A 14,717-nucleotide genomic window follows, 5' to 3' on the forward strand; every position below is an offset into this window, starting at 1 on the left:
CAGGTGGTCGGTGCGGCCACTGCCGTCGAGCCGGGCCGGCCGGCCGAGGGTCACCCGGCCGCCCGGGCGGCGGGTGAGCTCGCCAGGTACGCCACGGCCTGCTCGGTGTTCCCGGTCTCCGTCGGGTGGTACGTCTTCCGGAAGTACGGCCGGATCTCCCGCAGCAGCTGACGCCCGGTCGGCAGCAACCCGCGCTTCGCGGCCCGCCGGTAGCCCCGCAGCGTCGCGCGGCCGGGCCGCGTCGGGTCGTTGCGCATCAGGTACCGCGTGCCGCGGGCGAAGACCCACGCCAGCACCGGCGTCACCGCCGCCATGCTGCGCACCCGCCGCGTGTACCGGCCGTCGAGGTGCATGAACAGGTCGAACGCGACCGACCGGTGCTCGACCTCCTCGGCGCCGTGCCAGCGCAGCAGGTCGAGCATCACCGGGTCGGCGCCGGCGTCCTCCAGGGGCGCGTCGAGCACCCACTGGCCGAGGAACGCGGTGTAGTGCTCGATCGCGGCGACGATCCCGAGCCGTTCGACCAGCCACTCCTCGGCGGCCGCACCGGTCAGGCCGCGGTCGCCGAGCAGCTTGCGGAACAGCCACTCCATCTGGGCGGTGTACGGCCGCACGCGCACCCCCGCGGCTTCGAGGTGGGCCGCCGCGCCGTCGTGCGCCTCGGCGTGCACCGCCTCCTGGCCGATGAAGCCGAGGACGTCCGCCTTGAGCCGCTCGTCCCGGATCAGCGGCACGGCCTGCTTGAACACCTCGACGAACCAGCGCTCGCCTTCCGGCAGCGCCAGGTGCAGGACGTTGATGGTGTGCGTGGCCTGCGGCTCGCCGGGGATCCAGTGCATCGGCAACGCCGACCAGTCGAACTTCACGTCCCGCGCGCGCAGGACGAGCTGCTCGTCTTCGCGGGTCATGACGCGCGTCCGCTGAGCTCGTAGTCGGCCGGGTCCACCTTCCGCGTCTCCAGCCAGTAGCGCCAGGTGAAGCCGGGCCAGATCGTCCGGTTCACGCCCTTCGCGTCGAGGTACCAGCTCTTGCAGCCGCCCTGCGTCCAGACGCCCTTGACCAGCTTGTCCTGGATGTCCCGCTGGAACTTCTCCTGCACCCCGGGCCGGACGTCGATCGCGGCCGCGTCGCGGGAGTCGGCGAGCTTGATCGCGTCGACGACGTACCGGGACTGCGATTCGATCATGAACACGACGGAGTTGTGGCCCAGCGCGGTGTTCGGGCCGAGCAGGAAGAACAGGTTCGGGAAGCCGGAGACGGTGATGCCCTTGTGCGTCCGCATCCCCTCGGCGGCCCACTCCTTGGCGAGGTCGCGGCCGTCGACGCCGGTGATGTCCAGGTACTCCAGCGCGTCGGTGACCTTGAACCCGGTGCCGTAGATGATCGCGTCGACCTCGTGCTCGACCCCGGCGGAGTCGACGACCGAGTGCGCCCTGACCTCCTTGATCCCGGACGTGTTCACGTCGACGTTCGGCCGGCTCAGCGCCGGGTAGTAGTCGTTGGAGATCAGGACGCGCTTGCAGCCCATCGTGTAGTCCGGCGTGACCTTCTTGCGCAGCGCGGAGTCCTTGATGCCCTTCGCGATGTTGCGCTTGGCGATCAGCTCGCCGGCCTTCATGATCGCCGGGTGGCCGTTGAAGCCGATGGCGCGCGCTTCGAGCAGCCAGTACAGCGCGTTGCGGTAGAGGCGCTGGGTGCCGGGAACGCGCTTGAACAGCGTCTGCGCCCACGACGGCATCGCGTGGTCGGGCTTCGGCATGATCCACGGCGGCGTCCGCTGGAACAGCGTCAGCTCGGCGACGTCCGGGGCGATCTTCGGGACGAACTGGACGGCGCTGGCGCCGGTGCCGACCACGGCGACGCGCTTGCCGCGCAGGTCGTATTCGTGGTTCCACTGCGCGGAGTGCCAGGTCTGGCCCTTGAACTTCCTGATCCCGGGCAGCTCGGGGACCTGCGGGATGTGCAGGCCGCCAACGCCGGAGACGAGGAACTGCGCGACGAACTCGCGGCCGTCCTTGGTCGTCGCCGTCCAGCGGCGCTCCTTCTCGTCCCAGTGGGCGCCGGTGAGCTCGACGCCGAACCGGATCTTCTCGCGCAGCCGGTACTTGTCCGCGACGCCCTTGAGGTAGTCGAAGATCTCCGGCTGCGGCGAGAACGACCGCGACCAGCCCGGGTTCTGCTCGTACGAGAACGAGTACATGTGCGACTGCACGTCGCACGCGCACCCGGGGTAGGAGTTGTCGCGCCAGGTGCCCCCCACCTCGGTGGCCTTCTCCAGGATCACGTAGTCCCGGATGCCGGCCTTTTCGAGCTGGATCGCCTGGCCGAGCCCGGAGAACCCGGTGCCCACGATCACGACCTTGAACCGCTCGGTCATCTGTCGGCCTCCGCTGCTTCGAGGATGCTGCTCAGATGACGTTACCTCAAGTAACAGTTACTTGGAAGTACTCCCTACTGGCTAGTACGCCCCGCCGAGCTTGGTGTGGTCCCAGCTGGCGATCTTCGTCGGGTGGAAGATCAGCCCGATCCGCTTGGGTGCCTGACCTGCGATGAAGGCGCTCAGCTCGGCCGGCACGGGGTCGCCGGGCTTGGCGCCCGCGTACCGCTGCATGAGCGTGATCCCCATCCGGGTGACTTCCGCGGTGTCCTCGACGAGCTGGACGTCGGCCTCGAACGAGATGCCGCGCAGCTTCTCGTAGCTGTCGCCGTCCTCGATGAGCACGGTCGCCTCCGGCAGGCGCCGGAGGTTCTTGGCCTTCTGCGACGTGCCGTACGTCCAGGTCGCGACGCCGTCCTCGTGCGGGAAGTACCAGAGCGGCGCGAGGTGCGGGCGGCCGTTGGGGCCGATGCTGGCGACGTTGATGACCTTCTGCTCGTCGAGGTACGCGCGCACCTCGTCCTCGGTCATCCGGATCTGGTCCCGACGCGACATCCGCGGCTCCTTAGGACTTGGTCGTCGCCGCGCGGCCGCCGTGCCCGGTGACCGCCGACTCGAACGCGCCGCGCGCCTCGATGTCGGCCAGCGCGGCCTTGTCCGCCGAAGGTACCCGGCTGCGGGAGCCGATTTCGATGATCGGCGGGAGGAACGCGCGGAGCAGCTTGAGCCCGCCGACCCAGCGCGGCACGTGGATGGTCCGGGCGCGCTTGAGGATGCCCGCTTCGAGGTCGTCCAGGGCGACGTCCAGCGGGTAGGTCTTGCCGATCAGGCCGGGCATCGACGAGCGGAGCTTGCCGAACACCGGGTGCGCGTCGGCGCTCTCGACGAGGTCGGTGCGGATCCACGTCGGGTGCGCGACGCCGACCTTGACGCCCAGGTGGGCGACCTCGGCGCGGAGGCTGTTGGAGAACGCCTCGACGCCGGCCTTGGCGGCGGCGTAGTTCGCCATGCCCGGCGCGTGCGTGATCGCGGCGAGGCTCGAGATGGCCAGCAGGTAGCCCTTGCGCTCGATGACGTGCGGGAGCGTGACGCGGAACGTCCGCCAGACGCCGAGCAGGTCGACCTCGATGACCTTCTCGAACGCGGCCCGGTCGACCGAGCGGACGAAGCCCGCGGTCGCGATGCCGGCGTTGGCGATGACGATGTCGATCCCGCCGAAGTGCTCTACGACGCCAGCGGTGGCGGCTTCCAGGGCGTCCCAGTTCGTGACGTCGGCTTCCCAGGCGCGTGCGTTCGGCCCGATGCGGTCGGCGACCTTCTGCTGCTCTTCGGCTTCGAGGCCGACGAGGGCGACCTTCGCGCCGCGCGCGGCGAGGCGTTCGGCCAGTCCGGCCCCGATGCCGCGGGCCGCGCCGGTGATCAGGACGACCTTGCCGTCGACCTTCTTGGTGCCGCTGAGCAGCGAAAACGGGTTGGCCACGGTGCCCTCCTGGACGTCGCACGTCGCTTCTGGAGGGCACCGTACCTCACCTTACCCGCAGTAAGCTACCCAGAAGTAGGTGTCACTTTCCCTGAGAAAGATGCGTCGTCAGGGCCTCGCGACGCATCTTTCATAGGGAAAGTGACGCTACTTCTTCGGTAGTCAGCTCGAGGCTCACTGACGCGATCAGGTCGGTGAGCTGCTCGGGTGTCCGGGCGCTGGCGATCGGCGCGGCGACCGTCGGCTGCTGCCGCAGCCAGGCGAGCGAGACCGTGGCGACCGAGACGTCGTGCGCTGCCGCCACTTCGTCGAGCTTGGCCAGCACACGCTCGCCATGGGCGTCCAAATAGGACTCCGCGCGGGCGGCGCGCGGGCTGCCGCTTTCGGCGCCCTTCGTGCGGTACTTGCCGGTGAGAAAACCCTTCGCGAGGGCGAAGTACGGCAGCGTGGCGAGGCCTTCGCGCGCGACGAGCGGGGCGAGGTCGCGCTCGTAGTCCCGCTCGACGAGGTTGTAGTGCGGCTGCAGCACGGCGTACCGCGCGAGGCCGTTCTTGTCCGAAATGGACAGTGCTTCGGCGAGCCGCTCGGCGCTGTAGTTGGACGCGCCGAGGTGGCGGACCTTGCCCGCGCGGACCAGCGCGTCGAACGCCGTCAGGGTCTCCTCGAGCGGGGTGTCCGGGTCGTCGCGGTGGGCGTAGTAGAGGTCGATGTGGTCGGTCTTGAGGCGGCGCAGCGAGTCCTCGGCCGCGGCCTGGATGTTCTTCGCGGACAGGCCCGGCCTGCCCTCCCACATGCCGACCTTGGTCGCGACGACGACGTCGTCGCGGTTGCCGCGCGCGGCGAGCCAGTTGCCCAGGATCTCCTCGGAGCCGCCGCCCCCGCCGTAGAGGTCGGCGGAGTCCACGAAGTTGCCGCCGGCCGCGGTGTAGACGTCGAGCACGGCGAAGGACTGCGGCTCGTCCGCCGTCCAGCCGAAGACGTTGCCGCCGAGGTTGAGTCCGTACACGTCGAGGTCGGTGTTGCCCAGCTTGGTCATGACTCCGACGTTAGTTCGCCGATCCCGGGAGGAAAATCGCCGTCCCGCGCGTTGGAGTGTTCCATGGCTATCGAACTGGGCAAGCTCGGAATCTGGCGGTACCACGGCAACGTCGACGCGAAGTTCGCGGCGGAGGCGGAGAAGCTCGGCTACGGGGCGATCTGGCTGGGCGGCTCGCCCGGCGGCGACCTCGCGTCCGTGGACGACCTGCTCGCGGCGACGGACTCGCTGGTCATCGCGACCGGGATCGTGAACATCTGGCAGGACGAACCGGCGTCGATCGCGAAGGCGTACGAGCGCATCGCGGGGAAGTACCCGGACCGCTTCCTGCTGGGTGTCGGTGCGGGTCACCGCGAAGCGACGAAGGAGTACAAGAAGCCGTACGCGGCTCTCGTCGACTACCTCGACGGCCTGGACGCGGCGGGTGTCCCGGTCGGCGGGCGCGCGCTGGCGGCGCTCGGCCCGAAGGTGGTCAAGCTCTCAGGCGACCGCACCGCGGGCGCCCACCCGTACCTGACGACGCCGGAGCACACCCGCGACACCCGCGAGATCCTCGGCGCGGGCAAGTTGCTGGCCCCGGAGCACAAGGTGGTCCTGTCGACCGACGTGACCGAGGCGCGCGCGATCGGCCGCAACACCGTCAAGTACTACCTCGGGCTGTCGAACTACGTCGCCAACCTGCGGAAACTCGGCTTCACGGACGCCGATCTGGAAGGTGAGGGCAGCGACCGCCTGATCGACGCGCTGGCGCTGCACGGCGACGCGGAGACGGTGGCGCGCGGGCTGTCGGCCCACCTGGAGGCGGGGGCGGACCAGGTGATCGTCCAGGTGCTCAACGAGGACCCGTGGCCGGCCTACCGCGCGCTGGCTTCCGAACTGCGGTGATCCCCGTCCGGCCGCCGGTGTTCCCGGCGGCCGGACGCACTGCCTTCTGAACCGATTCCACGTGCGGAGAAGTTTCTGTGCGGGGACCGGTGTGCGGCGGCGGTCCACCTCGTACGATGCGGTCGGGACCACCCTGTGCCAAGGAGGAGTAACGATGCCCATCGCCACCCCCGAGGTCTACGCGGAGATGCTCGACCGGGCCAAGGCGAACGAGTTCGCCTACCCGGCCATCAACGTGACCTCGTCCGAGACCGTGAACGCGGCCATCCGCGGGTTCGCCGAGGCGGAGAGCGACGGCATCATCCAGTTCTCCACCGGCGGCGCGGAGTTCGCGTCGGGCCAGAAGGTCAAGGACATGGTGACCGGCGCGACCGCGCTCGCGGAGTTCGCCCAGGTCGTGGCGGCGAAGTACGACGTCAACGTCGCGCTGCACACCGACCACTGCCCGAAGGACAAGCTGGACGGCTTCGTCCGCCCGCTGATCGAGATCTCGGCCGAGCGCGTCAAGAACGGCCAGAACCCGCTGTTCCAGTCCCACATGTGGGACGGCTCGGCGATCGACCTCGACGAGAACCTCGAAATCGCCACGGAGCTGCTCGCCAAGACGGCCGCCGCGAAGATCATCCTCGAGGTCGAGATCGGCGTCGTCGGCGGCGAAGAGGACGGCGTCGAAGCCGAGATCAACGAGAAGCTGTACACCGCCGAGGGCGACTTCCTGAAGACGATCGACGCGCTCGGTTCCGGCGAAAAGGGCCGCTACCTGCTGGCGGCGACGTTCGGCAACGTCCACGGGGTGTACAAGCCGGGCAACGTGAAGCTGCGCCCGGACGTCCTGAAGGGCGGCCAGGAGGCGGCGGCGAAGAAGCTCGGCCTGGACGCCGGCGCCAAGCCGTTCGAGCTGGTCTTCCACGGCGGCTCGGGCTCGCTCCCGGAGGAGATCCGCGAGGCGGTGTCGTACGGCGTCGTGAAGATGAACGTCGACACGGACACGCAGTACGCGTTCACGCGCCCGATCGTGGACCACTTCTTCAAGAACTACGACGGCGTCCTGAAGATCGACGGCGAGGTCGGCAACAAGAAGGTCTACGACCCGCGGTCGTACCTGAAGGCCGCTGAGGCCGGGATGGCCCAGCGCGTGGTCGAGGCCTGCCAGGCTCTCGGCTCTGCTGGGACGAAGGTCAAGTAGGTCTGGTGGAGCGAAGGGCCGCCACGGCTGTGGCGGCCCTTCGTCGTGTCACCTCTCGCCCCGCCGGCCCGCGCGTCCCGGATCCCGCGGCATCAGCAGCTCCACCTCGACACCCTTGGCGGTTCTGGTCGTGTAGGCCTCACACCGGACGACCAGGTTCTGTTCGGTGAACCGCTCGACCAACGCTCGGTACCTCTCGGTCATCGCGTAGGTGAGCTGGCCGACGCGTCGATCGCCGAGGCGGACTTCGATGGCTCGCCGGCCCCGGTACTTGCCGCTCTCGATCGTGCAGAACGCCAACGACGCCACGACCTCCCGGTACTCCTGCTTGCCCGCGGGGGCGAAGCCGCTGAGGACATCCTGGTGGTTCTCCTCCTTGGTCACCGTGCACGACCAGGCGCTCCGGAGGAGCACGTCCGAATCCGTCAGCTTCGCGACGATCGGGTCTTCGGGTTCTTTGCGGGCGCGCAACTCGTCGGGGCGGGCGACGTGGAGGTAGATGCCGTAGAACTTCGCTCCGCCACCGGTGATCCGTGCCGGGCAGGTGCCCAGCGCGCCCTCGGCGCGGAGTTTCAGCAGTTCAGGCTGGTACTCCTCCGCCCAGGTGCTGGACAGGTAGCCGACCTTGAGCGGGCGGTCGCCCAGCAGGACGTCGACCCGCACGGCGTTCCCGTCCCAAGGGTTCTCCGGCTCGGGTACCAGTACTGCCGTCGCGGGAAAGTGTTCTTCGAAGTTCGTGCCGAAGGCTTTTCCGCCGGCGACGAGGCGCAAGGCGTCCTGGTAGTGACTCTCCCCGGCAACGGCGAGCCGTCCGTCGTCCGAGAGGGGGACGAGCTCGAGGTGCGTCCGGCCGGGGCTCGGCGGTTGACCGCCGGGAGGCCGGGCCCCGACGGAGATCGGTTGCCGAGGGGGTGCCGCAGCGGCCGGCGTGCTCTGGGGCTGCGGCGCCTTGTTCCTCCGTGAGAAGGGCCACATGTCCTCATCCTCCGAGTTCGGCGCAGGTGGATCACGCGTGCCTCGGAGTCGTCGTCATCCGGCTCGGTGTTACGGAAAGCGGCGGTGGCCGGCTCCGATCGTGCCGAGCCGGAGCGCACGTCCTGAGCGCGGATGGCCGGGTGAGGTCCTCATCCGACGCCGGGTGCCCCTGCCTCGACCTGCCGCCGGGCGGTCCATCGCCGGGTCGCCGGACCCGCGGCCGCCCACAGGACGAACACCCCGCCCAGCACCACCAAAGCCGTCCAGTACGCCACCGGTGGGGCCGACTCCGTGTGCGCGTCACCCAGCACCCACGGCCGGAACTGTGACTGCACCCACAGCGCCCCGTACCCGAAGGCCGTCACGAGCAACGCCCCCGCGCCCGCCGTCAACAGCCCATGACCGCGGCCGATCGCGAACGCCAGGTCCACGGCGAGACCCACCGCCAGCAGGTAGAACGGGATCGTCGAGACCGGGAAGCCCATCCCGAGCAGCAGCGGCCACATCACGCCGCGGTAGGCGATGTACGCCAGGGCCACCGCCGAAGCCGACCAGCGGAAACCCAGCGTCTTGCGCGCCAGGACCAGGATCAGCGCCATCACGCCGATGCCCCACAGCGGGTACACCCACTCCGGGATCGGCATCGTGAAGTGCATGACCGCGGCCCGGTCGACCGGGTGCCCGATCTGGTTGGCCGCGAAGTCCAGCAGCGACGGCTCCGCCTCCGGTGCCCCGCGCTCCCACGCGCGCAGGCCGAGGATGCCGTACTCCTGCTGGCCGTTCGGGAAGAACGTGTTCTCCAGGAAGAACGCCCACAGCCCGAGCAGCACGCCGGTCCGGAACCGGCCCGGCGGCGCGTACTTCAGCCAGCCCAGCAGCACGCCCGCCTGCATGATGCCCGTGCCCAGGTAGAGCATCATGTGCGACGGGCTCCACGCGGTCAGGTCGAGGCCGTTGACGCGGTGGTTGATGACGTCCAGCGGCGCCGCGACCAGGAACGTCAGCAGCCCGATCTGCATCAGCCGCAGCGCCTTCTTGTCGGCGCCCAGGCCCGTGTAGCTGTGGATCGCCACCAGCACGACGATGATCACCGTGCCGACGGTGTTGATCAGGTGCGGCGGCGCCAGGTCGTCGCGCAGCCACATGAAGTGCCACGACATGTCCCACGACGAGCCGAGCAGCTTGAACCCGAACGCCGTCAGCCACATCCCGTAGCAGAACCGGAGCACCCAGTCCGGAGTCGGCTGCCCGGGGGCGCCACGGTGCCAGTGCCGCGTGAAGAACAGCCGTGTCTTGCCGATCGGGCTGCGCGGGATCACGTCCACCGGGACGTCGACTGCCTTGGCCATGCGGGACATCATGGCCGGTCATGGTCACGAGCGCGCAAAGACCACGAAAAACCCGGGTTCACCCCTACGGGTGGACGACTTGCTTTCGCCCGGCGCGGCTTGGCAGGGTGTGCCGCCATGATGCCGAAACGAGTTGTGGCCGCCGTCCTGATCGGCGCTCTGGTGCTGGCCGGCGGCGGGGTTCTCGCGGGCCTGTTCTTCTGATCCGGGCGCGTGGGCAGAATGGGGTCATGACGCACAACCTGCTCGGCCCCGAGCCGACGCTGCTGCCCGAGCACACCGCCGCCCAGGCCGCGCTCGACGCCGGGAACGACCCGGCCGCCGTCGCGGCCGAACACCCCGACTACAGCGAGGCGTGGGCTTCGCTGGCCGAGAAGGCCCTGGACGCGGGCGAGACCGTCGCCGCGTACGCGTACGCCCGCACCGGCTACCACCGGGGTCTCGACCAGCTGCGCCGCGCCGGCTGGAAGGGCTTCGGTCCGGTGCCGTGGGCGCACCGCCCGAACCAGGGGTTCCTGCGCGCCCTCGCCGTGCTGGGCAAGGCCGCCGGGAAGATCGGCGAGACCGAGGAGTACGACCGCTGCCGGACGTTCCTCGCCGACTCCGACCCGGCCGCCGCGGAAGCCACCGGCCTGAAGTGACCCAGGTCCGTGAATGGCACATTGAGGGACTTCAAGTCCCTCAATGTGCCATTCACGGCTTTGGCAGGCCTCAGAACAGGCCGCAGTTGGAGAAGGCCGGGAGACCCGCGAAGCGGGCCTCGAGCCAGGCGAACGCCTCCGGGTACGCCCGCACCGCGGCGAGCACGTGCGTGGGCACCAGCGTCGTGCTGAACTGCACCTTCACGCCCTTGCCGCACCACGTCCGGCCCAGCGTCCGGTCCTGCGCGTAGGGCACGACGTCGTCGAGGGCGCTGTGGACGATCAGCACCGGCGCCGCCGGCTTCAGCGCCCCGATCTTCTGCTCGGCCACCCGTGACCGGTACGGCTCTTCACCGAGGTACGCGACGAGCGAGCGGCCGTCGTTCGTCAGCGTCGACGACTGCGTGAACGCGTGCGCGGCGATCGCCTCCACCGTGCACTCGGTCCGGACCTGCTCGAACAGCTGCTTGCCGCGGGCGTTGAGCAGCGCCGGGATGTTCAGCTCCGGGTACGCGTAGTTCATGCTCACCAGCGCGAAGCCGAGAAAACCGACCGCGTAGTGGCCGTCGAGGTTCTTGGCGACCTCGCCGAGGTCCGCCGGCACCGCGCCCGCGTACGCGCCCTTCAGCTTCAGTTCGGGCGCGTAGCTCGGCTGCAGCTCCGCCGCCGCGGCCGACGCGCCGCCGCCCTGGGAGTAGCCCGCGATCGCGACCGGGCCGTCGTCCGGCAGCCCCGCCTCCTGCAGCCGCTGCGCCGCGCGGATCGCGTCGAGCACCGCGTGCCCTTCCGACGCGCGGTTGATGTACGTGTGGTCGCCCGGCGTGCCGAGTCCCTCGTAGTCGGTCACGACGACGCCGTAGCCCCGCGCCAGCAGCCCGGCGATGAACGGGCCTTCGTACTCGAAGCCGGTGGCCAGCGCTTTCGACGGCGCGCAGTCGTCGCCTTCGCCCTGCGTGCCGACGGCGTAGGAGACGATCGGGCGCACGCCGGCGCCGTGCCAGGTGGAACGCGGGGTCAGCACCGTGCCGGTGACCGCGATCGGCGAACCGTGCGTGTCGGTGCTGCGGTACATGATCCGCTGCACGCCGGCGTCGGCCTCGAGCAGCTTGACCGGGTCGATGTAGAACGTCGACGCCTCGTGCCGGATGACGTCACCGTTGCTGCCTGCCGGCAAGGGGGACGGCGGATCGTAGAAGGACGCGGCGGAGGCCTGCGGTGGGCCGAGCGTCGCCAGAACCAGAACGGAAATCGTGGCGACCGCCGCGGAGAGGGCGCGGCGAGGGAAGATACGCATGCTTGCTCCTCGTTGAGCAGGACTAGTGCGTGGGGAACACCTTTTTAGACAGAGGTGTCGGAAAAAGAATCACGTGAGGTGGACCACCATGTCAAGCCCGGCTCCGCGCGGGCGGCCGCGCAAGCTCCCGGTCGGGGAGCAGCGCGCCCGCGTGCTGCAGGCGACGGCGAGGGTCGTCGCGCAGCACGGGATGCAGGGCGCGACGATCGAGCAGATCGCGCGCGAAGCCGGCGTCTCGCGCCAAGCCGTCTACGAGCAGTTCGGCGACCGCGCGACACTGTTCGCCGAGGTCGTGGCCGAAACCGAGGAGCGCGCGTTCGCCGCGATCGCGGGGCCGTCGGTGACCGACCCGCAGCCCGGCCTGCGGGCCTGGGCACGCGCCAACTATGCCAACATGGTCACCTTCGTCGCCGACAGCCCCGAGGCCTACGGCGTGCTCCGCGCGGCCGAGCGCGTGGGCGACCCCGCTCTCACCCGGTTGAGGGAGAGGCTGGCCGTGGTCTACGCCGACGCCAGCCGCAAGCGGTGGGCCGCGCACGGCATCGACTCCGGCCGCGCCGACCGCGCGCTCGTCACGCTCTTCTTCGCGATGACGGAGTCACTGGTGCAGGCGACCTGGGACGGCGAGCCGCCGGACGAGGAAGCCCTGATCGACCTGCTCACCGAATTCACGGTCGGCGGCGTCGCCCGCCTCCAGACGAAGGCGAGCGACGTCATCGACCGGCTGCGGTAAGGGCAGCTAAGCGGCGGCCAGCGCCACTTCGACGGACCCCACCACCCGGTTGCGCCCGCCGTGCTTGGCCGCGTACACGGCTGCGTCGGCGGACGCCATCACTTCCTCGATCGACGACCCATCGAGGGGGTAGGCGGCGACGCCGATGGACGCCGTCTGCCGTTCGATGTCGACGGCGGCGCCTTCGTTGGTCTTCGTGCTGATGACCAGCTCGCTGACCCGTTGCCGGATCCGCTCCGCCGTGACGATCGCGTCCTCTTTGGAGGTCGCGGGCAGCAGCGCGACGAACTCCTCGCCGCCGAACCGACCGACCAGGTCGTGCGCCCGGGTCTCCTGCTTGACCACCGCGGCCACAGCCTTGAGCACGTCGTCCCCCGCGAGGTGCCCGTAGGTGTCGTTGATCCGCTTGAAGTGGTCGAGGTCGATCATCATGGCGCCGAAGCTGCCGTTGTCCCGCTCGGCGCGCGAGATCTCCCGTTGTGCGCCGTCCTGCCAGGTGGTGGCGTTGAGCAGCTGCGTCTTCTGGTCGGTGGTGGCCAACTCCTCGAGCCGCTTGATCAGCATGGACCGCTGCAGCACGTACAGCGGCAGGATGACCAGCACCGACAGCAGCGGCTCGTCGGTGAGCACCATGACCAGCAACCCGCCGACGCACAGGGTCGCCAGCTCCAGCAGGTTGTCGTCCATGTTCCCCAGGCAGCCCTCCACGGTGGCGTTCGCCTGGTTGGCCAGGTACAGGCCGAGGCTGGTGAGGAGGGCGTTGACGACGAAGTAGATGGCCACCGCGAGGCACACGGCCGGCACGCTGATCTGCGGTGAGACGAGCATCGCGAGCCCGGCCGTGCACGCGGACAGGCTGGCGGTGGTCGCGTTGGCCGCGACGCGGTGCGGCTGCCCGGGGCGGGTGCCCGACCAGCTCCGCAGCGCCATGTTGACGTAGAGCGACACGCTCAGCAGGGCGACCAGCTGCGCGGGCAGCAGCAACCCGGCCGGGATCAGCCAGACCGACGTCATGTTGACGTGGGAGCTTTCACTCAGGCTGCGGCGGGCCCGCTCGATGCGGCGGCTGATTTCGTTCTGCGCGACGGCGAGCGCCAGCAGCAGCGCGAACATGCCGTAGTGGTCGACTGAGGCCGGAGTCGTGAAGGCGGCGGTGACCGCCCACGCCACCGCCGCGGTGATGGCGGTCAGGGTGAGCGCGATCCAGCGTGGCGGACGCCGCCACAGCGCCCAGTCGGCAACACCAAGAATCAGGCCTTGTCCAGATCGTTCCCCCAATGTGACCATTTTTCCCCCAAGCTCTTGCGCTGTAGCGCGGTGACAACCCACTCACGGACAGTTTCAGCCCGTTTGCCTCCTGTCCACAAGGGCTTTCGGTGTGTACCTTTTTCCTGACGCCGGATGAAGGGTGACCAGCGATGCGAACCAGAGACCAGTAGCAGGGCGCACCGCAAGGTCGCGAGGTCTAGTACACCCGCGCGTGGAGCACGTGATTCAGGCGTGTTCGGCGCGCGGGGCTTCGTCGTCCACACGGGCGTCCCGGTCCGCGTTCATCGAGCGGTGCCACGCGAGCGCGAGCGGCAGCGTGAGTATCAATCCGGCAACACCGAAGATTCCGACGGTCGTCTGCGCCCCGACGAGGTCCGTCAGCACGCCGCCGATGAGCGGGCTGATGCCGAGCATCGTCGTCAAGCCCGTGTTGGACAGGCCCATCGTCTGAGCGCGGTTCTCGTCCGGCACCGCGAGCGTCAGCGAGGCCGTCGCCTGCAGCAGCGCGACCGAACCGAACGCGCCGGACAGGACGAACAGGATGATCGACACCCACGGGTTCGGCTGCGCGAAGCCGGCCAGCATGGGCACCGCGCACAGCGCCGACAGCGGCCCGATCAGCTTTGGCCGGGCTTCGGCGGACACCCACCGCGTGAAGACGAACGTGCCGATGACGCTGCCCACCGGGTCGGCCGCGAGCAGGAGCCCGACGAGCTCGGGCCCGCCGCCCGCCGACGAGACGTAGGGCGCGGCGATCCCCTCGTAGACCGGCAGCAGGCCCATCAGCCAGGTGAACAGCACGAGCGCCCGCAGCGCGGGGTTGGCGAACGCCACCCGGCTGCCGGTGCCGATCATGGCGAAGAACGGCTTCCGCTTTTCGGCGTTCGCGGCGGGCGGCCGGGCCCGCACGCCGAACCGGACGAAGCCGGCGGAGAGCAGGAACGTGGCCGCGTCGACCACCAGGGCGACGTGCGGGTCGAGCGCCAGCAGCAGCGCACCGCCGCCGGCGAAGCCGAGCAGCTGCGCCGACTGCACGGTCATGCTCCGCACGCCCATGCCGACGACGAACCGGTCGCCTTCGAGGATCTGCGGCAGCAGCGCGAGCTGCGCGGCCTTGAACGGCGGGTTCAGCAGCGAGACGCCGGCGACCAGGACGCAGACCGCCCAGAACGGCAGCGACGGGATGGCGACGAGCAGGATCAGCCCGGCGCGCGCCAGGTCGACGACGACCATCACGGTCCGGCGCGAGAACCGGTCGGCGAGGCCGGTCAGGAAGATGCCGCCGAGCAGCGACGGCGCGAAGGTCAGCGCGTAGGTGAGGCCGGTCAGCGTGGCGGAGCCGGTGACGGTGAAGACGAGGATGGACAGCGCGACTCTGGCCAGCTGGTCGCCGGCGATCGACAGCAGTTCCCCGAACCACAGCGCGCGGAATTCGGCGATTCCGAACACCTCGCGGAACGTGACGCGATCCCGCGGAGCTGCCATGCGCTTT

The 14,717-nt window shown here is 69.8% G+C and carries 14 protein-coding genes; 4 read left to right on the forward strand and 10 right to left on the reverse strand.

Annotation, left to right across the window (positions count from 1 at the left end; all coding sequences use genetic code 11):
- Nucleotides 1-50: 50 nt before the first annotated feature.
- From QRX60_RS12835 to QRX60_RS12855, 5 genes are all read right to left on the reverse strand, one after another.
- A complete protein-coding gene (locus QRX60_RS12835) occupies nucleotides 51-908 on the reverse strand; it encodes a metal-dependent hydrolase (RefSeq protein ID WP_286001003.1) in 858 nt (285 codons plus the stop codon).
- Nucleotides 905-2,377 carry a flavin-containing monooxygenase gene (locus tag QRX60_RS12840; RefSeq protein WP_286001004.1) on the reverse strand — a complete coding sequence of 491 codons (1,473 nt, stop codon included), beginning with the start codon at nucleotides 2,375-2,377 and terminating at the stop codon, nucleotides 905-907. The genes QRX60_RS12835 and QRX60_RS12840 overlap by 4 nt, the downstream gene beginning before the upstream one ends.
- An 81-nt stretch (nucleotides 2,378-2,458) precedes the next feature.
- A complete protein-coding gene (locus QRX60_RS12845; protein ID WP_286001005.1) occupies nucleotides 2,459-2,932 on the reverse strand; it encodes a pyridoxamine 5'-phosphate oxidase family protein in 474 nt (157 codons plus the stop codon).
- Between the two features lie 10 nt (nucleotides 2,933-2,942).
- Nucleotides 2,943-3,857: an SDR family oxidoreductase gene (locus QRX60_RS12850; RefSeq protein WP_286001006.1), complete on the reverse strand. Its 915-nt coding sequence runs from the start codon at nucleotides 3,855-3,857 to the stop codon at nucleotides 2,943-2,945.
- A gap of 130 nt (nucleotides 3,858-3,987) precedes the next feature.
- Nucleotides 3,988-4,893, reverse strand: a complete 906-nt coding sequence (locus QRX60_RS12855; RefSeq protein WP_286001007.1) for an aldo/keto reductase — start codon at nucleotides 4,891-4,893, stop codon at nucleotides 3,988-3,990.
- Nucleotides 4,894-4,956: 63 nt separating this feature from the next.
- Between QRX60_RS12855 and QRX60_RS12860 the strand changes: the two genes are divergently transcribed.
- Both QRX60_RS12860 and fbaA read left to right on the forward strand, forming a co-directional pair.
- Nucleotides 4,957-5,778, forward strand: coding sequence for an LLM class F420-dependent oxidoreductase (locus QRX60_RS12860; RefSeq protein ID WP_286001008.1), 822 nt, complete (start codon nucleotides 4,957-4,959; stop codon nucleotides 5,776-5,778).
- Between the two features lie 154 nt (nucleotides 5,779-5,932).
- Nucleotides 5,933-6,964 (forward strand): class II fructose-bisphosphate aldolase, encoded by a 1,032-nt coding sequence (gene fbaA / locus QRX60_RS12865; protein WP_286001009.1) that lies wholly within the window; start codon nucleotides 5,933-5,935, stop codon nucleotides 6,962-6,964.
- Between the two features lie 48 nt (nucleotides 6,965-7,012).
- Here fbaA and QRX60_RS12870 read toward each other — a convergent pair whose 3' ends face one another.
- A complete protein-coding gene (locus QRX60_RS12870) occupies nucleotides 7,013-7,735 on the reverse strand; it encodes an HIRAN domain-containing protein (protein WP_286001010.1) in 723 nt (240 codons plus the stop codon).
- A 353-nt stretch (nucleotides 7,736-8,088) separates the two neighbouring features.
- Nucleotides 8,089-9,288, reverse strand: coding sequence for a hypothetical protein (locus tag QRX60_RS12875; protein ID WP_286001011.1), 1,200 nt, complete (start codon nucleotides 9,286-9,288; stop codon nucleotides 8,089-8,091).
- A 230-nt stretch (nucleotides 9,289-9,518) separates the two neighbouring features.
- Here QRX60_RS12875 and QRX60_RS12880 point away from each other — a divergent pair, with 230 nt between their 5' ends.
- Entirely contained in the window at nucleotides 9,519-9,929 is a 411-nt protein-coding gene (locus QRX60_RS12880; protein WP_286001012.1) for a DUF3151 domain-containing protein, read from the forward strand.
- A gap of 70 nt (nucleotides 9,930-9,999) precedes the next feature.
- Here the strand turns inward: QRX60_RS12880 and QRX60_RS12885 are convergent, their stop codons facing one another.
- Complete coding sequence (locus QRX60_RS12885) at nucleotides 10,000-11,223, reverse strand: alpha/beta fold hydrolase (protein ID WP_286001013.1); 1,224 nt, start codon at nucleotides 11,221-11,223, stop codon at nucleotides 10,000-10,002.
- An 88-nt stretch (nucleotides 11,224-11,311) separates the two neighbouring features.
- Between QRX60_RS12885 and QRX60_RS12890 the strand changes: the two genes are divergently transcribed.
- Nucleotides 11,312-11,956 carry a TetR/AcrR family transcriptional regulator gene (locus tag QRX60_RS12890; protein WP_286001014.1) on the forward strand — a complete coding sequence of 215 codons (645 nt, stop codon included), beginning with the start codon at nucleotides 11,312-11,314 and terminating at the stop codon, nucleotides 11,954-11,956.
- Nucleotides 11,957-11,962: 6 nt separating this feature from the next.
- On the opposite strand, the gene QRX60_RS12895 is transcribed toward QRX60_RS12890, so the two are convergent.
- Together QRX60_RS12895 and QRX60_RS12900 are read right to left on the reverse strand one after the other, a co-directional pair.
- The gene (locus QRX60_RS12895; protein WP_286003575.1) at nucleotides 11,963-13,069 is read right to left on the reverse strand and encodes a GGDEF domain-containing protein; all 1,107 of its coding nucleotides are present in this window, start codon (nucleotides 13,067-13,069) and stop codon (nucleotides 11,963-11,965) included.
- A gap of 381 nt (nucleotides 13,070-13,450) precedes the next feature.
- Nucleotides 13,451-14,710 (reverse strand): MFS transporter, encoded by a 1,260-nt coding sequence (locus tag QRX60_RS12900; protein ID WP_286001015.1) that lies wholly within the window; start codon nucleotides 14,708-14,710, stop codon nucleotides 13,451-13,453.
- Nucleotides 14,711-14,717: the final 7 nt, after the last annotated feature.

The organism is Amycolatopsis mongoliensis, assembly GCF_030285665.1.
Lineage (GTDB): Bacteria > Actinomycetota > Actinomycetes > Mycobacteriales > Pseudonocardiaceae > Amycolatopsis > Amycolatopsis mongoliensis.